A 15,988-nucleotide genomic window follows, 5' to 3' on the forward strand; every position below is an offset into this window, starting at 1 on the left:
TATGGCCGGGCCACCGGAGAAGAGCCACCTTGAGGACCTGCTGCGCACCCTCGCGCCGCAGGTCCTTGGCGCGCTTGTCCGCAGGCACGGCCAGTTCGACGCCTGCGAGGATGCCACCCAGGAGGCACTCATCGAGGCTGCCCTGCGGTGGCCCTCCGGACTTCCGGACAACCCGAAAGCCTGGTTGCTCTCCGTGGCCAACCGCCGGTTGATCGATGCTTGGCGCAGCGAGAGCGCCCGCCGGGGCAGGGAAGAGCAGGCAGCGGCCATGGAGCCGCCCAACACCTCCCTGCCGGACCCCGTTTCCGAAGCCGATGACACCCTCACGCTCATGTTTCTCTGCTGCCACCCGGCTCTCTCCGCACCGTCGCAACTCGCCTTGACGCTCCGGGCAGTAGGAGGACTCACGACGGCGGAAATCGCCTCCGCGTTCCTCGTCCCGGAAGCCACCATGGGACAGCGCATCAGCCGCGCGAAGCAGGCGATCCGGAAGGCGGGCGCCAGGTTCGAGCAACCGGCGACGGCGGAGCGGAACGCCAGGCTCGGCGTCGTACTTCACGTCCTCTACTTGATCTTCAACGAAGGCTACGCGGCAAGCTCGGGTGACTCGCTGCAACGCGAGGACCTCACGACGGAAGCCATCCGCTTGACGCGGCTGCTGCTGGAATCCCTTCCGGACGAGCCGGAGGCAAGTGGGCTGCTCTCACTGATGCTGCTCACGGATTCCCGGCGCGCGGCGCGGACTTTGCCGGACGGAATGCCCGTGCCGTTGGCGGATCAGGACCGCAGCTTGTGGAACTGCGGGCAGATCGGGGAGGGCATCGCCTTGCTGTCCTCGGTCCTCGGTCGCGGTGGGCCGGGGCGCGGGGCACCGGGGCCGTACCAACTCCAGGCCGCAATCGCCGCCGTCCACGCCGAAGCAGCGTCCGACGCGGAAACCGATTGGCCGCAGATCCTTGCCCTCTACACGGTGCTTGAGGGGTTGGCCCCGAGTCCCGTGGTGACCCTCAACCGGGCCGTTGCCGTTGCACGCGTCAGCGGACCTGCCGCGGGGCTGGCCGTGCTGGACGGACTGGGCTCCTCACTGGGGAAGTCGCACCGGCTGGACTCGGTACGGGGGCATCTACTGGAACTTTCCGGTTCGTTCCGGGAAGCCCGTTCCGCGTACGTGGCCGCCGCCGGTAAGACGGGAAGCCTCCAGGAAAGGCGGTACCTCATGGGCAAAGTGGCGGATCTGGATTCGCGGGGCACTTGGTGATAGCGCTCACAAACACCATATAGTCGAAACCATGGAACAGCGCATACTTGGCAAGACCGGCCGGAACGTCTCAACCGTGGGGCTGGGCACCTGGCAACTTGGGGCCGACTGGGGATCCGTTACAGAAGAGGACGCCTTGGCGGTGCTTGAGGCATCCGTCGACGCCGGCGTCACCTTCTTCGACACCGCGGACGTGTACGGCGATGGCCGCAGCGAGCAACTCATCGGCCGGTTCCTGCGCAGCAACCCGGACCTTAGTATCACCGTGGCTACCAAGATGGGCCGACGCGTCGACCAAGTGCCGGAGAACTACACGTTGGCCAACTTCCGCGAATGGACCGACCGGTCCCGCCGCAACCTCCAGCAGGACACCCTGGACCTGGTCCAACTGCACTGCCCACCGACAGCCGTGTACAGCAACTCCGAAGTGTACGACGCCCTGGATACCTTGGTCAGCGAAGGCGTCATCCGCAATTACGGCGTCAGCGTTGAACGTACCGATGAAGCCCTCGAAGCCATCAAGCGCGGCAACACCGCCACCGTGCAGATCGTCCTCAACGCCTTCCGGCTCAAGCCCCTGGACGAAGTATTGCCCGCCGCCAAGGAGGCAGGGGTCGGCATCATTGCACGGGTTCCGCTGGCGTCCGGCCTCCTGTCCGGGAAATACACCGCGGAAACAACATTCCCGGAGAACGACCACCGGAACTACAACCGCACCGGCGCAGCATTCGACGTCGGTGAAACCTTCTCCGGCGTCGACTTCGCCACCGGCGTCAGGGCAGCGCAGGAGTTCAGCCAGTTGGTTCCCGACGGCGTCACCACCGCACAGGCGGCCCTCGCCTGGGTGATTGCCCAAGACGGCGTCAGTTCAGTCATTCCGGGTGCCCGGTCGGCGTCGCAGGCCCGCGCGAACGCTGAGGCGGGCTCCGTCTCGCTGGAAGGCAGCCTTTTTGATGGCGTCCGGGACATCTATGACCGCTACTTCCGCGAAGCGATCCACCCGCGCTGGTAGGCGTCAGCTGTGGCGGCGCCACCAGTCGGTCGCCGCCACAGATGTCCTATGGCGAGCCGCGGGCTCGTCCTCGTCGACTATGGATTGAGTCCGAGGCGACGGCCGCAATCAGTCCCAGCGTCATGGGCGAAACGCCTCCATCAACAAAAGCCATGGCGAATAAATTGGTCCTCGTTGTGTGGATTGTTTCATAGAGCAGAATCGAGAGAACCGAGGCCAACACCAAGGTGACGAACACGAGTGCCTTTAGGCGAACACTGACCGCAAGCCTTCGATAGCCGACGGTAGCCGAGAAGCACACTAAGATAGTAGCTACGTGAAGTTCCCAAGGAAACCGCTTGGCAATAGATACTGCAGGTGTGCCGGTGAAGTCAAAGAGATACCCGTTGAGCATGCCCTCTGATTGCAGGGCGAGATATCCGGCTGCCAGCACAACGGCGAATGACAAAATTGGAACCACAGCTAGTGAAGTCTTCGAATGCTGCATCCAATTGCTACTTAAAAGCCAACGGCAAAGCGGAATAATTGAACTTGGCGCTGCTTTTTAGACGGTCAAGTTCAACTTGTCCTGACCCGGGGGAAGCATTCGGTTGAACCACGAGATTGCTTACAAACTTCCCGGTCAAATTCGAGTTGGCTTTAATGGGAGTTGCATCCACATCCGCGGGCAGGAGATGCGTGACGACAGCCCGCCCTCCGTTCTCCTGAACGCCCACTCTTACGCCTGAAAGGGCGAACTGCTCTTTCGTTGTGCACGAAGATCCCCCTACAGAGCCAACACCGCGCAGTTGAACGATGATGCATATCTGCGTTCCGCCCTCTGCTTGTGCAACGGAATATTTGCCATTTGTGTCCTCTCCGAGAAGACGAAGACTGGCGGGGTCGACGGCAGCCTGCCCCGGTATAGACCTTGCGATTTCCTTGTCCTGCAAACCCTGAGGGAAAGCCAGCGCGGGGACCAGCACCGGTGTATCCAGAGAGGTGATCTGTTGAGCCATAGCGGGTGACGCGCCTATGGCCAGGCCTGCCACCGGGACGCAAGCTAGTGAAAGCACCTTGGAAAATCTTTTCATGGTTTTCTCCTTAGAAGTCTTCTTTGCCATCAATCACGGAATTGCTCACATGTCATCGCAGGCTGTCCTGGATTAGAGTAGTTTGAATTGCACCAGCACTCTTGAAAGGCGCTGTAGTGCAATGTTGACCAATTATTTGTCCAACTACCCGTATCGCCAGATGCAGAAGAGATCCAATAACCCGTAGCGCCGTCGTAGCTTGCCGTGTACTGATAGTTACTAAAGCCGTACCCCGCCACGCCCATGCCCGTGTAGACACGACCACCCGAGTCAGTGCCGGTTGCACTTCGCCAGAGACTGTTCGCAAAGCTTTCGCCATCGAAGTAACGATAATTCCATGAGGCGTCCGCTGCTGGCGCCAGAAACATTAGTAAAACACTCAGGCAGCACGCCACTATAGGCAGTGCGAAAGGTTTCAGCTTTGACGTTGAAGTTTTCATTTTCCCTCCATCGTTATGGTGGGAACCCCGTTCTGAGACTAGTACTGATGAAGGAAGTTATCAACGATCTCGCTGAATTTCCACGATTAATTCTTTCGACCACGCGCGGGCAAAGCGAGAACGACCTCGAAACACAAACCTTCGGTTCATGACGCGAAATATGTCGAGTTTAATCCCGAGCTGATGGCTAATGGCTCTGGAGGCAGACTTCAGGCTATTGGAGAATGACACCCGCGCTGGTAGGCGGCAGGCCGGCGTCGTGCTTTAGCGTCGCCGGCTTCACCAGCCGCTGCGGGTTGGCGGGTGGCCCTTCCGGGCGTCGTCCGGCATGGCCATTTCGGCGCGCAACCCCAGCAGGCGGATAGGCCGGTCGGGTTCCATCTTGGAGGTCAGGTCCAGGGCCTGGGCGAGGACCTCGGCGCGGTCGAAGGTTTCGGGGATTTTCCGTGCATAGGTCTTGGTGAAGAACGGTTTGTAGCGGACCTTGAGCGTCAGCCCGACCACAGGCCGGCCCTCAGCTGCGACGTCTTCCAAAACCCTGGCGGCAAGTTCCTTGATGGCTTCGCTGATTTGAGCGGGCTCGGTCAGGTCCTGCTGGAACGTGGTTTCCCGGCCGTGCGCCCGGGCAACCCAAGGGGTATCGTCAACTTCGCTGGAACCTTCACCCCTGCCGAGTTGTGCGTACCAAGGGCCCATTTTCGGACCGAATTCTTCCACGAGGCTGGACGGGTCCACAGCGGCCAGTTCATTAACTGTGTTAATGCCATGATCCGCGAGCCTCTTGGAAATCTTGGGTCCAATTCCCCACAAATCCCGCGTGGGCCGATCCCCCATGACCTCGAGCCAATTCTGCTCCGTCAAGCGAAAGATGCCAGCCGGTTTACCGAAGTCCGTGGCATTCTTCGCGCGGACCAAGGTATCGCCGATGCCCACGCTGCAGTGCAATTGGGTGTTCTTGAGGACCTCCTGCTGGATCTGCCTGGCGTAGCCGTCAGGGTCATCGGTGGTCACCCCGACGAAGGCCTCATCCCAGCCCAGCACCTGCACCGTGGCGCCGGGCTGATTCCGGAGGGTGGCCATCACGACCTCGGAGGCGGCGAGGTATGCCTCCTGGTCAACAGGGAGGATGATCGCGTCGGGCACTTTCCGGGCGGCAATGCGCAACGGCATGCCCGAACCTACTCCAAACTTCCTGGCCTCGTAGGACGCCGTGGACACCACAGCCCGCTCGCCCGGATCCCCTCGACCTCCCACGATAAGGGGCTTCCCGGCGAGTTCGGGCCGTCGAAGTACCTCGACCGCTGCAATGAACTGGTCGAGATCGACGTGCAGGACCCACGGGATTCCGGTCACGGCATTAGTCTGCCTCACTCGCCCGGCCAAAGCACCATAAGCTGATCTGGTGCAATTTTCCCTTTGGCTGGCCTTGGTTGGTGCCGGCACCCTGATCAGTTTCACTCCCGGCGCCGGGGCGATCTTCACCATGAGCAACTCGCTCAACTCGGGCTTCCGCCGCTCCATTTGGGGCATCCTCGGCCAGCAAGTGGCACTGGTCATCCACATTGTGATCGTGGCGCTGGGCGTTGGCGTCCTGGTGTCCAATTCGCCGCTGATCTTCAACATCATCCGTTACGCGGGGGCGGCCTACCTCGTCTATTTGGGAATCCGGCAGTTCCTTCACAAGCCGGACCTGGACAAGGAATCCGTCGAGGAGAAGAAGAACGAACCCGCGCTGTCCATGTTCCAGCGCGGCATCTGGGTGAACCTGCTCAACCCCAAGGCGATCGTGTTCTTCCTGGCTTTCATGCCGCAGTTCATCCGGCCGAATGAGCCCCTGCTCCAGCAATACGTCGTGCTGACGGCCACGGTGATCGTCATCGACATCATGGTCATGTGGTTCTTCTTTGCCCTCGCCGCGAGGTCATTCCAGCGCTTTACCCATAACGCCCACGGGCAGAAGATCCTGAACCGCGTCTTCGGCTGCCTCTTCGTCCTGGTTGGCGTCCTGCTGGCAGTGATCCACTAACTCCGGCTACGCGGGAACAGTGGATCCCCTGACCACCAGCGAACTCTCCAACGTCACGTGCGCTTCCGTCAGGGCCAGCCCCTCCATCAGCGCCCGCAACTGCTCGCCCGCTTTCCGCCCCAGGTCCGTCGCGGGCAGGTGCACGCTGGTGAGCGACGGGTTGCTTGTGGCGGAATACGGGAGGTCATCGAAGCCGGCCACGGCCACTTCCTCCGGGATCCGGATACCTTCCACACGGGCCTCCTGCAGCACGCCATAGGCGTGGGTGTCGGTGCCGCATACGACGGCGGTAACTCCCTCGCGCTGCCAGGAGGGCCAGGCTTCGGCGAAAGCAGCGGCGGCCTCACCGACGTCGATGGACGTACTGATGATGTGGTCCGCTGAGACAGTGAGCCCGCAGCGGGAAGCTTCCTCAAGAAACGCTTCACGGCGCAGTTTGAATGTCTCTGTCCCCGTGATGCCGTCTACATAGGCGGCCCGGGTGTGCCCGGATGACGCGAGGTGGCGCGCCAGTTCACGGGCGCCTTGGGCAACATCCAGGTTGACTGACGGCGCCCAGGAATCCAGCCCGGGGGCGTCGAGCAGGACCAGCGGACCGCCGGCGGAAAGGTCTTCCAGGAACTCGGCGCTGGGAGCGCCGACCAGCAGTCCGGCGGGTCGGAGGGCCAGCAGCTTACGGACGTCGTCAGCCTGGGGTGACTCCCCGGCGTCGGTCACGGAGAGCAGCAGCTGGTATTGGGCACCCAACGATTCGCGGACGCCGGCAATCACGTTGGCGAAGAAGGGGTTGGACACGTCCGGCGTCACGAGGATGACGATCGAACTGACACCGCGTGCCAAGGAGCTGCCGATGCTGTCCACCACGTAACCGAGCTCAGCTATCGCAGTCCGGACCCTGGAAATGTTCTCCTCGGAGACCCGCCCTTGGGTCTTGCCGTTGGCAACCAGGGAGACGGTCGCCGTCGAAACCCCTGCCTTGGCCGCCACCATCGCAGCCGTCACGCGGGGCGCGCGCGTGCGGGTCTGTTGGTGGCTGTCCATGCATCGATCCTAGCCGTGATCCGGGCAATTCTTGTCCCGTATGGCATCAAGCGCTTGACGCTCGAAACGTTAAGCGTTTGACGTAAACCCTCAATGAGTGCCATGATTCCCCGTGAATGCCGAGCACCCTGTCCGGCACTGCGCCGCCCCGTCACGGGGCATGGTCAACGGACAGGCCCCAATGACGTGGAGAGAGACGTGGAAATAACAGCCCGCAAAAAGATCATTCTTGACTGCGACCCCGGCCATGACGATGCAGTGGCATTGCTGCTGGCTCACGGCAACCCGGACATCGAGCTGCTGGCCGTCACCACGGTGGTAGGCAACCAGACACTCGAGAAAGTCACGCGGAACGCACTTTCGGTTGCCACGATCGCAGGCATCACCGGCGTCCCGTTCGCCGCAGGATGCGACCGCCCCTTGGTCCGCACCATCGAAACCGCACCGAGCATCCACGGCGAAACCGGCATGGACGGCCCGGAACAGCCCGAGTCCGCGATCGAGCTGGACCCGCGCCACGCCGTCGACCTCATCATCGAAACCGTCATGGCGCACGAGCCCGGAACGGTAACGCTGGTCCCCACCGCTGGTTTGACCAACATCGCCATGGCCGCCCGCAAGGAACCGCGCATTGTGGAGCGCGTCAAGGAAGTGGTCCTGATGGGCGGCGGCTACCACGTGGGCAACTGGAGCGCGGTGGCGGAATTCAACATCATCATCGACCCCGAAGCGGCACACATCGTGTTCAACGAGAAATGGCCGGTGGTCATGGTGGGCCTCGACCTGACGCACCAGGCGTTGGCTACCGATGAGGTCGTCCAGCGGATCGCCAGGATCGGCACCAAGCCTGCCACGTTCGTCCTGGAGCTCATGGAATTCTTCAAGAAGACCTACAAGGATGCCCAAGGCTTCGACTTCCCGCCGGTGCACGATCCCTGCGCCGTTGCCTACGTCATCGACCCCACCGTCATGACCACCCGCAAGGTTCCCGTAGACATCGAACTGCAGGGCAAGCTCACGCTCGGCATGACGGTGGCCGACTTCCGCGCGCCCGCTCCGGAGGACTGCCACACATCCGTTGCCGTTGACCTGGACCACGGCAAGTTCTGGGATTTGGTCATCGATGCGATTGAACGGATTGGCGAACCAACGCACGACGGCGGCGCTTCCGCAGATGCGCTGGTCGCCGAAACTGCCGAGGCCGTGCTGGCTGGAGAGGCAAAGTGATGACCACCCCAACCGCCACCCGCAACAACGTCACAGCCCTCATGGTTGCCCTGCTCGCAGCCTGCGTGGCCTTCCAGCTCAACGCGTCCATGCTCAGCCCGGCGCTGGTGACCATGGGCAACGAACTTCAGACCGACCAGGCAACCATCGGCCTGTCGCAGACCTGGTTCTTCACGGCTGCAGCCCTCTTCTCCTTGTTCCTGCCCCGCCTCAGCGACATCGTGGGCCGCAAGAAGATCCTCCTCGGCATGATGCTCCTCATGGCCGTGGGCTCGGTCATTGCGGCCTTGGCCCCGGATGTCACCTGGCTGTTCGTTGGCCGCATCATCCAAGGCGTCAGCGGCCCGACCGTTCCGCTGTGCCTCATCATGCTTCGCTCGGCCGTGAGCAACAACCGCAAGTACGGCGCACTCATGGGCCTCATCACCGCGGTCAACGGTGGCGTTGCGGGCGTTGACTCGTTCGTAGGCGGCTACTTCGCGGAGAACTTCGGATTCCGCAGCATCTTCTGGCTCATGGTAGCCCTGGCCATCGTGGCGACTTTCCTGATTGCCTTCCTGGCCAATGAGAGCAAGCCCGCCGCCGGCACCACCATGGACTGGCTCGGCGTGTTCTTCATCGTCATCGCCGTCGGTGCCCTGCTGACCGCGCTGAACGAGGGCGCCAAACTCGCCACCGCCTTCGACGCCGGAACCCTTACCTTCGCCGTCGTGCTGACCGTGGTCGCCGCCGTCGCGTTCTTCGCCTTCTGGACCGTGGAGAAGCGCGCCAAGCAGCCGATGGTGGAAACCGTGCACCTGCGGCAGCGCTCCACGTGGGCTCCCCTGCTGACCACGACGCTCACCATGACCGGTATCTTCGCGGTGATCAACGGAATCGTCCCGGCGTACGTCCAGGCCGCAGACCCGGGTTTCGGCGTGGGACCCACCGAGATGTCGCTCATCATCCTTACCCCGTACGCCCTGCTCGGTTGGCTTTTCGGGCCGATCAGCGGCCGGCTGGCTCCGGTCCTGGGCTACACAAAGGTGCTTCGCATCGGCCTCGTCGGCAGCCTCGTGGCCTTGGCCATCATCGCCTTGTTCGGCCTCAACAACCTGCCGATGATGATCGTCGGCACGGCCTTGCTGGGCATCATGTACGCCGGTACGGTCAACATCATGCTGAACGGACTGGGCGTGGTGCTCTCCCCGCAAGGCAACCCGGGCTTCCTTCCGGGCATGAACGCCGGGGCCTTCAACCTCGGCGCCGGACTCAGCTTCCTGGTCCTTCCCGCAGTCCTGGTGGCTACCTCAGCGCTGGGTGACGCGAAGGGGTCCTACCTGACCGTCGTCGTCGTTGGTTTTGCCATCACCTTCGCCGCGTTCGCCGCATCGCTGCTGATCCCCAAGCCCGTCGACGCCGAAGTAGCCGAACACGAAGAGGTAGCAGCATGAGCAGGTCCGGGATCGTCGTCGTGGGTTCGCTCAATGCGGACCTCACCATCTACACCGAGCGCCTCCCCCAGCCGGGAGAGACCGTGCATGGCAACGGCTTCGCGGTGAATCCCGGCGGCAAGAGCGCCAACCAGGCCGTCGCGGCCAGCAAGCTCGGCGGGAATGTGACGCTGATCGGTGCCGTCGGCGACGACGCCAACGGGACGATGCTCCTCGAGTCCACCGCGGGTGCCGGCGTGGATGTCTCCCGCGTCCGGCGCTGCGACACGGCCACCGGCGTGGCGGTGATCTCCGTGGACGCGCGCGGCGAGAACAGCATCATCATCTCCGCTGGCGCCAACGGCACCCTCGCCCCCGCGGACGTGGACTTCGACGCGTTCCGCGACGCCGCCGTCGTCTGCCTCTGCCTGGAGGTGGGCATCGACACCGTGGTAGCCGCCGCACAAGCCGGGCACGACGCCGGAGCAGCGGTACTGCTGAACCTGTCGCCTTACGCTGAGGTGCCTGAGTTGTTGGCCGGATTGGCGGACGTCCTGCTGGTGAACGCCCACGAGGCCGCACTGTTCCTGGGCTCGGAGGCCGGCATCCCGGATCCGGACGCTGCAGTGGAAGCCTGGGAGCCCGTGCGGAGCCGCTTTGCGGACCGGGGCCTGCAGCGGGTGCTCGTGACCCTGGGCGCGCAGGGTTCTGTGGTGCTGGATTCGCTGGCCCTGGGCGGGCAGCTGACCCGCATTGCTCCAACGCAGGTCTCGGCCGTGGATACGACCGGCGCCGGGGACGCCTTCACGGGTGCCGTGGCTGCGCGTCTGGCCGCCGGCGATTCGTTGGTGGCGGCTGCGTCGTTTGCCTCGGTGGCAGCTGCGCTGGCTGCGACAAAGAAGGGCACGCAAGCTGCGTACCCCACCCTCGAGCAGGTACAAGCCGCCCAGCCATTTCCCAACTAGGTCGCATTTGTGCGCGTTTAGAGCCCTCAAAACGCGCACAAATGCGACCTACATGGGTTAGGCCGGGCCGAGCATTTTCGAGCTCCAGTCACCGAATATGACAAATTCGACACAGAAAGTGACACGTGATTCGAGTAATCCACTAGCCAAGTCGGGGCGACATGAATCATGCTTGCACCATGTACTCAACGTCGAGCCCATACCGCATCATTACGGTCTGCACCGGGAACATCTGCCGCTCGCCCATGGCAGCCCTCATGCTCACCGAAGCCTTCAAAGCGGAAGGGCTCGGCCACCTCGTTGAGGTGGACTCCGCAGGGACGACGGGATACGAGGTGGGACACCCCATCGATCCCCGCGCGGCCCGTGTCCTGATGGCCCAGCACATCGCGTCGGAGGACCACATCGCACGGGAATGGCGGCGCGAATGGTTCATTGAGAGGGACCTTATCCTGGCACTGGACGTCGACCACTTCGGCTGGCTCCAGGAAGGCGCTCCGGACAAGGAAGCACTGGGCAGGGTCCGCATGCTCCGCAGCTTCGACCCCGCAATGGCCGGCCGCAGCTCCCTCGACCAAGGCATCGAGGACCCTTGGTACGGCGGCCATACGGACTTCGACAACACGTGGATCCTCATCAGGGCAGCGGTCCCGGGAATCGTGCAGCACGTCAAGGCGGCTATCGCCGAACGCGAAGGAGCAGGTCGGCTGGACGGGTCAGAGGACCACCAGCAGGTAACCTCTATGTCATGACCCCTGCCCCCGTGATTATTGCTGTCGACGGGAGGTCAGGCGCAGGCAAGACCACCCTCGCCGTTGAACTGGCCGCCCGCCTTCGGGAGCACCACAAAGTTTCCCTGTTCCATCTGGAAGACATCTACCCCGGCTGGAACGGGCTGGCAAGCGGCATTGAGCGCTATGTGGCAACGGTGCTTGCTCCGCTGCGCGACGGCAAACCCGCGGAATGGATCAGCTGGGACTGGGAAAAGCACTACGACGGTCGTACCCAGGTCACGCTCCCCGCGGAAATCGTTATTGTTGAAGGCGTCGGCGCGGCAGCCCAAGCCGCCCGCGGCATGCTCGACGCCGTCGTCTGGGTGGAAGCATCAGGTGAGGACCGCCGTCGTCGGGCCCTTGCGCGCGACGGCGGGAGCTACGAGCCGTACTGGGACGCCTGGGCGCAGCAGGAAGAAGAGTGGCTGGCCGTTGACCCTGTGACGGAAGCGGCGGACATCCGCGTGCAGAATCCCGCCGACGGCAGCGCCCCCGCGCACGTGCTGCAGGCCATGACGTACCTTGCACCGCTGGCCGCCGTGCTCTCGCCCGAGCTGAGCGCGCGACGCGGCCTGCAGCTTCGGGCGGAACGGATCGACGCGGCGCCCGACGCCGAAGCCCTCTTCCAGGACGTTTACGGATCGTCAACGAATGCCGTGTGGCTCGATTCTTCCAACGCCGACACCGCCATCACCGGCGGAACCCAGGCCGCCGCCCGCAGCCGGTTCAGCATCATGGCCGACGACGGCGGGACCTTCGGCCAGTCTGTCCGCCACTCCTCAGGGACTACGTGGGTGACGACCGGCTCGGCCACCGTGCGCAGCTCCGGCCCCTTCTTCCGCTGGCTGGACTCGGTGTGGGGCCGCCGGGCAGTGCGCTCTCCCGAGGGATACGACGGCCAGTTCACGCTGGGCTGGCTGGGGTACCTCGGTTACGAGCTCAAGCGGGAAACCGGCGGCAACGACGTCAGCTCCGCTACCCCGGACGCGGCGCTGGTCTTCGCCGGGCGGGCGCTGGTTCTGGACCACCGCGAGCACGCCGTCTGGCTGCTCGTTTTGGAAGCGCCCGACGCCGACGAATGGTTCAGCGTTGCCCGCGCCGCCGTGGGGGCAGCTGACGCACACCCTGCCGTGCACCCGGCAACGGTCCGCCCGGTTTCCGGCCTCCCGGTTTCCGGCCGCCGCGCCGTGGGTGTCCCCATCGATACCACCGGGCAAGCCGTTGCGGCCGCTTCCCCGGAGTTCGCCTGCAGGGATTCGGCCACCGACTACAAGCGCAAAATCACCGAGGCGCAGCACGAAATCAGCGAGGGAAACTCCTACGAGGTCTGCCTCACCACCACGCTCGAGGCCCCCGCGGGGGAACTCGACCCGTGGCAAAGCTACCAAGCCCTGCGTCGCCGGAACCCCGCCCCGTTCGCGAGCTACCTGCGGTTCGGCGGCTTGGCGATTGCCAGTACGTCTCCGGAACGCTTCCTGCGGATCACCTCCGACGGCGGGATGCGGGCCGAACCCATCAAGGGCACGCGCCGTCGTTCGGCAGATGACGCCGAGGACATCCGGCTGCGGCACGATCTTGAGACCTCGTTGAAAGACCGCGCCGAGAACATCATGATCGTGGACCTGCTCCGCAACGACCTCAACCACTTCGCGGTGCCGGGCTCGGTAACGGTGAGCAGGCTGTGCGCGATCGAAAGTTACGCCACCGTCCACCAAATGGTCAGCACCGTGGACGCCCACCTGCGGCCCGGGGCACCGCGGGCAGAGGCCGTGGCTGCCGCCTTCCCGGCCGGTTCCATGACCGGGGCGCCGAAGATCAGCACCATGGACATCCTGGACCGCTTGGAAGCAGGCCCGCGCGGCGTCTACTCCGGCGCCATCGGCTACTTTTCGATGAACGCCGCTACGGACCTGGCGGTCGTCATCCGCACGTTGGTGATAAACCCCGACGGCGGCGGCGGACGAACGCTCAGCCTGGGGGTCGGCGGGGCGGTTACTGCGGACTCGACGCCGGATGACGAGTACGACGAGATCCGCACGAAGGCCTTCGGTGTTCTGTCGACCCTTGGAGCGACATTCCCGTCCTGAGCCTCCGTGGGCGTTCCGTTGGCTGCTTCGTTTGAGCCGTTTCGGGGCCCTTTTACTGGAGGGTGGCCGTCAGCCGGGCCACGTTGTCCACATACTTGGCAAGAGGGGGTCTGTGCACCCAATCCTCGAGGGTAAGCTCACGGGAAACCTCGCGATACGTGGACTCCACGGCCCGCATGAGGTTCACGGTGTCGGCGCCCAGGAGCATCACCGAGACCTCCATGTTCAAGGAGAAGGAGCGCATGTCCATGTTGCTGGAACCGAGCACCGCCACTTCGTCGTCGATCGTGAAGTGCTTGGCGTGGAGGACGTACGGAGCCCGGTACAGGTAGATGCGGACCCCCGCGCCCAGGAGTGCTTCGTAGTAGGACCGTTGGGCGTGGTGGACCAGGAACTGATCGCCCTTTTCCGAGACAAACAACTCCACGTCAACTCCCCGTTGGGCAGCAGTGGTGATGGCGTAGAGCAGTGAATCGTCAGGGACGAAGTACGGGCTGCAAATGGAGATCCGGTGCTGTGCCGAATAGATCAGCGTGTTGAACAGGCGAAGGTTGTTCTCCGTTGAGAACCCCGGACCGCTCGGCACCACCTGGGCCGTGACGCGTCCTGGATTCGACTGCTCCGGAAGGCGCAACTGGTCTTCAAGGGATTCGTCGGTCTCGCTGAGCCAGTCGGTGGCGAAGACGACGTTGAGGGTCGGAACGATCGGACCTTCGAGGCGGGCCATGAGCTCCACCCATTTCCGACCCACCTTGCGATGCTTGGGGTTGTTGTAGGACGGCTCAATCAGGTTCTGCGAACCGGTGAAAGCCAGCAAGCCGTCGATCACCAGGATCTTGCGGTGGTTACGGAGATCGGGGCGACGCCACTGCCCGTGGATGGGTAGCAGGGGAAGCATGGGCCGCCACTGGATCTTGCTCGCTTTGAGCCTGCGCTTCAACCGCCGGTAACCCTTGATGCGGAGCGTGCCAATGTGGTCAAAGAGCAACCGGACAGTGACGCCGCGTTCCGTGGCGTTCTCCAGTTCGGTCAGCAGTTCATCAGTCACGTAGTCGCTGCTCATGATGTAGAACTCGGCGTTGATGTAGCTCTTGGCCCCGCGGATGGCCTCTGTCATGGCCTTGATGGACTCTTCGTAGCCCGGGATGAGTTCCACTTTGTTTCCGTCAACCATGGGCAAGGAACCCAGCCGGTGGTTAAGCTCGCCGGCCGAACGGACCCATTCCGGGCCGGAGTACTCGCTCGTGGGGTCGGACAGATCGGACGTGACGGACCGGACCCTGTGGTTGACCGCTTCCTGCTGTTCCCTCCGGCGTTTGGAGAGCTTGAAGTTGCCGAACAGCAGGAACAGGACGAAGCCCACGGAAGGAATCAGGAAGACGGCCAGCAGCCAGGCCATGGCCGTGGTGGGGCGGCGATTACCGGGAATGATGCCCAGGAGGACAATGCGCATGATGACTTCCGCAATGACCCAAACGCCCAAAAGCCACGTCCATTCAGGGCCCAGCGGAAAAGGGAAAAGCATTCGACAAACCCCCACGGTTCATGAACTAACGGTGACCACAGCCTATCCGCCGTGCGCGTTGCCGGGCGCCACTAAGCTGGGATCATGACTTCTCCCGCGCCAACGGTCCTCGTTTTCCTTGATCCTGCCTACCCGAACGGCAGGGTGGCCGATTCCAGCCAGCCGCAGCTCATGGCCACGGATCTGGGTGCCACACGCGGTGACGGAGTCTTTGAATCCCTGCTCGCCGTCCAAGGCAGGCCTCGCAAGGTACAGGCGCACCTGAACCGCTTGGGCAGTTCCGCAGCGGCACTCGATCTGGCCATTCCGGGGCAGGATGCCTGGCGCAGCGCCATCGATACCGCCCTCGCTCAATTCCGCACGAACTACCCTGCTCCAACGCCCGAGGAAGACGAAGTCGTCGTCAAGCTCCTGGTGACCCGCGGCGTCGAAGGCGCCGCAACGCCCACGTGCTGGGTCCAGGCTTCGCCCTCACCCGCGGGCAGTCGCCGGCAGCGCGAGACGGGCATCGACGTCGTACTTCTTGACCGCGGTTTCGACACCGAGGCCGGCGAACGGGCGCCTTGGCTGCTGCTGGGCGCCAAGACGCTGTCCTACGCCGTGAACATGGCCGCGCTGCGTTACGCGCACAAGCAGGGGGCGGACGACGCCATCTTCACGTCCACCGACGGCCGCGTCCTTGAAGGGCCTACCTCCACGGTGCTGCTGGCCCACCTGGAGACGGTGGACGACGGCGAAGGTTCCGTCAAGACGGTCCGGCGCCTGATCACGCCCCAACTGGACAGCGGCATCCTGCCCGGCACGTCCCAAGGCGCCCTTTTTGCGGCGGCCAAGGCAGCGGGCTGGGAGCTCGGCTACGGTCCGCTGGTGCCTCAGGACCTCTTTGATGCTGATGCTGTCTGGTTGATTTCGAGCATTCGCTTGATCGCGCCCGTCAACCACATCAATGGCCAGGAAATCGGCTCGCCCGCAGTCCGCAAGCAGCTGACCGCTGAGTTGAACCAGCTTTTCGCGGGCATCGAATAGGAACACGTCCTGGACGTGCGCCTTGGGTGCAGCGGGGGTGCACCCTGGGTCCAGGCGCCTGCACGGAAGCTGCCCGCAAGGAACCTAACAGACAGCAAGTGAAGTAATCGCTCTGATGACGCT

Annotated in this window: 15 protein-coding genes; 9 read left to right on the top strand and 6 right to left on the bottom strand. The window is 63.6% G+C overall.

Going from position 1 to position 15,988, the window contains the following annotated elements:
* Nucleotide 1 precedes the first annotated feature (1 nt).
* The gene (locus QN084_RS07940) at nt 2-1,258 is read left to right on the top strand and encodes an RNA polymerase sigma factor (protein WP_021474092.1); all 1,257 of its coding nucleotides are present in this window, start codon (nt 2-4) and stop codon (nt 1,256-1,258) included.
* Between the two features lie 31 nt (nt 1,259-1,289).
* Complete coding sequence (locus QN084_RS07945) at nt 1,290-2,270, top strand: aldo/keto reductase (RefSeq protein WP_062098194.1); 981 nt, start codon at nt 1,290-1,292, stop codon at nt 2,268-2,270.
* 46 nt (nt 2,271-2,316) lie between these two features.
* Here the strand turns inward: QN084_RS07945 and QN084_RS07950 are convergent, their stop codons facing one another.
* The 4 genes from QN084_RS07950 to QN084_RS07965 all read right to left on the bottom strand — a co-directional run bounded on the left by QN084_RS07950 (nt 2,317) and on the right by QN084_RS07965 (nt 5,136).
* Nucleotides 2,317-2,757: a hypothetical protein gene (locus tag QN084_RS07950; protein WP_128397104.1), complete on the bottom strand. Its 441-nt coding sequence runs from the start codon at nt 2,755-2,757 to the stop codon at nt 2,317-2,319.
* A 7-nt stretch (nt 2,758-2,764) separates the two neighbouring features.
* Nucleotides 2,765-3,343, bottom strand: a complete 579-nt coding sequence (locus tag QN084_RS07955) for a hypothetical protein (protein WP_021474090.1) — start codon at nt 3,341-3,343, stop codon at nt 2,765-2,767.
* Nucleotides 3,344-3,372: 29 nt separating this feature from the next.
* Nucleotides 3,373-3,783 (bottom strand): hypothetical protein, encoded by a 411-nt coding sequence (locus tag QN084_RS07960; protein ID WP_139126925.1) that lies wholly within the window; start codon nt 3,781-3,783, stop codon nt 3,373-3,375.
* Between the two features lie 279 nt (nt 3,784-4,062).
* Nucleotides 4,063-5,136 (bottom strand): DNA polymerase IV, encoded by a 1,074-nt coding sequence (locus QN084_RS07965; RefSeq protein ID WP_069696783.1) that lies wholly within the window; start codon nt 5,134-5,136, stop codon nt 4,063-4,065.
* Nucleotides 5,137-5,185: 49 nt separating this feature from the next.
* On the opposite strand from QN084_RS07965, the gene QN084_RS07970 reads away from it, so the two are divergent.
* Nucleotides 5,186-5,809 (top strand): LysE family transporter, encoded by a 624-nt coding sequence (locus QN084_RS07970; RefSeq protein WP_069696784.1) that lies wholly within the window; start codon nt 5,186-5,188, stop codon nt 5,807-5,809.
* A gap of 6 nt (nt 5,810-5,815) precedes the next feature.
* Here the strand turns inward: QN084_RS07970 and QN084_RS07975 are convergent, their stop codons facing one another.
* The gene (locus QN084_RS07975) at nt 5,816-6,850 is read right to left on the bottom strand and encodes a LacI family DNA-binding transcriptional regulator (protein WP_069696785.1); all 1,035 of its coding nucleotides are present in this window, start codon (nt 6,848-6,850) and stop codon (nt 5,816-5,818) included.
* Nucleotides 6,851-7,048: 198 nt separating this feature from the next.
* Between QN084_RS07975 and uriH the strand changes: the two genes are divergently transcribed.
* The 5 genes from uriH to pabB all read left to right on the top strand — a co-directional run bounded on the left by uriH (nt 7,049) and on the right by pabB (nt 13,314).
* Nucleotides 7,049-8,077: a uridine-preferring nucleoside hydrolase UriH gene (uriH, locus tag QN084_RS07980; protein ID WP_021474086.1), complete on the top strand. Its 1,029-nt coding sequence runs from the start codon at nt 7,049-7,051 to the stop codon at nt 8,075-8,077.
* On the top strand, nt 8,077-9,510 hold the full coding sequence (gene uriT / locus QN084_RS07985; RefSeq protein WP_062098199.1) for a uridine transporter UriT: 1,434 nt from the start codon (nt 8,077-8,079) through the stop codon (nt 9,508-9,510). The genes uriH and uriT overlap by 1 nt, the downstream gene beginning before the upstream one ends.
* Nucleotides 9,507-10,454: a ribokinase gene (locus QN084_RS07990; RefSeq protein WP_069696786.1), complete on the top strand. Its 948-nt coding sequence runs from the start codon at nt 9,507-9,509 to the stop codon at nt 10,452-10,454. The genes uriT and QN084_RS07990 overlap by 4 nt, the downstream gene beginning before the upstream one ends.
* Before the next feature lie 179 nt (nt 10,455-10,633).
* Entirely contained in the window at nt 10,634-11,206 is a 573-nt protein-coding gene (locus QN084_RS07995; protein ID WP_069696787.1) for a low molecular weight protein-tyrosine-phosphatase, read from the top strand.
* Entirely contained in the window at nt 11,203-13,314 is a 2,112-nt protein-coding gene (gene pabB, locus QN084_RS08000) for an aminodeoxychorismate synthase component I (RefSeq protein WP_069696788.1), read from the top strand. Before QN084_RS07995 ends, pabB begins: the two co-directional genes overlap by 4 nt.
* A gap of 52 nt (nt 13,315-13,366) precedes the next feature.
* On the opposite strand, the gene cls is transcribed toward pabB, so the two are convergent.
* Entirely contained in the window at nt 13,367-14,839 is a 1,473-nt protein-coding gene (gene cls / locus QN084_RS08005; protein ID WP_069696789.1) for a cardiolipin synthase, read from the bottom strand.
* Nucleotides 14,840-14,923: 84 nt separating this feature from the next.
* Between cls and QN084_RS08010 the strand changes: the two genes are divergently transcribed.
* Nucleotides 14,924-15,865 (top strand): aminodeoxychorismate lyase, encoded by a 942-nt coding sequence (locus QN084_RS08010; RefSeq protein ID WP_069696790.1) that lies wholly within the window; start codon nt 14,924-14,926, stop codon nt 15,863-15,865.
* Nucleotides 15,866-15,988: the final 123 nt, after the last annotated feature.

This window comes from Paenarthrobacter sp. R1 (assembly GCF_030264015.1).
Lineage (GTDB): Bacteria > Actinomycetota > Actinomycetes > Actinomycetales > Micrococcaceae > Arthrobacter > Arthrobacter ureafaciens.

What these genes read in the sequence shown, in the direction of transcription:
- QN084_RS07940 (WP_021474092.1), top strand. Translation starts at nt 2, where the DNA reads ATGGCCGGGCCACCGGAGAAGAGCCACCTTGAGGACCTGCTGCGCACC.
- QN084_RS07945 (WP_062098194.1), top strand. Translation starts at nt 1,290, where the DNA reads ATGGAACAGCGCATACTTGGCAAGACCGGCCGGAACGTCTCAACCGTG.
- QN084_RS07950 (WP_128397104.1), bottom strand. Translation starts at nt 2,757, where the DNA reads ATGCAGCATTCGAAGACTTCACTAGCTGTGGTTCCAATTTTGTCATTC.
- QN084_RS07955 (WP_021474090.1), bottom strand. Translation starts at nt 3,343, where the DNA reads ATGAAAAGATTTTCCAAGGTGCTTTCACTAGCTTGCGTCCCGGTGGCA.
- QN084_RS07960 (WP_139126925.1), bottom strand. Translation starts at nt 3,783, where the DNA reads ATGAAAACTTCAACGTCAAAGCTGAAACCTTTCGCACTGCCTATAGTG.
- QN084_RS07975 (WP_069696785.1), bottom strand. Translation starts at nt 6,850, where the DNA reads ATGGACAGCCACCAACAGACCCGCACGCGCGCGCCCCGCGTGACGGCT.
- uriT (WP_062098199.1), top strand. Translation starts at nt 8,077, where the DNA reads ATGACCACCCCAACCGCCACCCGCAACAACGTCACAGCCCTCATGGTT.
- QN084_RS07990 (WP_069696786.1), top strand. Translation starts at nt 9,507, where the DNA reads ATGAGCAGGTCCGGGATCGTCGTCGTGGGTTCGCTCAATGCGGACCTC.
- QN084_RS07995 (WP_069696787.1), top strand. Translation starts at nt 10,634, where the DNA reads ATGTACTCAACGTCGAGCCCATACCGCATCATTACGGTCTGCACCGGG.
- pabB (WP_069696788.1), top strand. Translation starts at nt 11,203, where the DNA reads ATGACCCCTGCCCCCGTGATTATTGCTGTCGACGGGAGGTCAGGCGCA.
- cls (WP_069696789.1), bottom strand. Translation starts at nt 14,839, where the DNA reads ATGCTTTTCCCTTTTCCGCTGGGCCCTGAATGGACGTGGCTTTTGGGC.
- QN084_RS08010 (WP_069696790.1), top strand. Translation starts at nt 14,924, where the DNA reads ATGACTTCTCCCGCGCCAACGGTCCTCGTTTTCCTTGATCCTGCCTAC.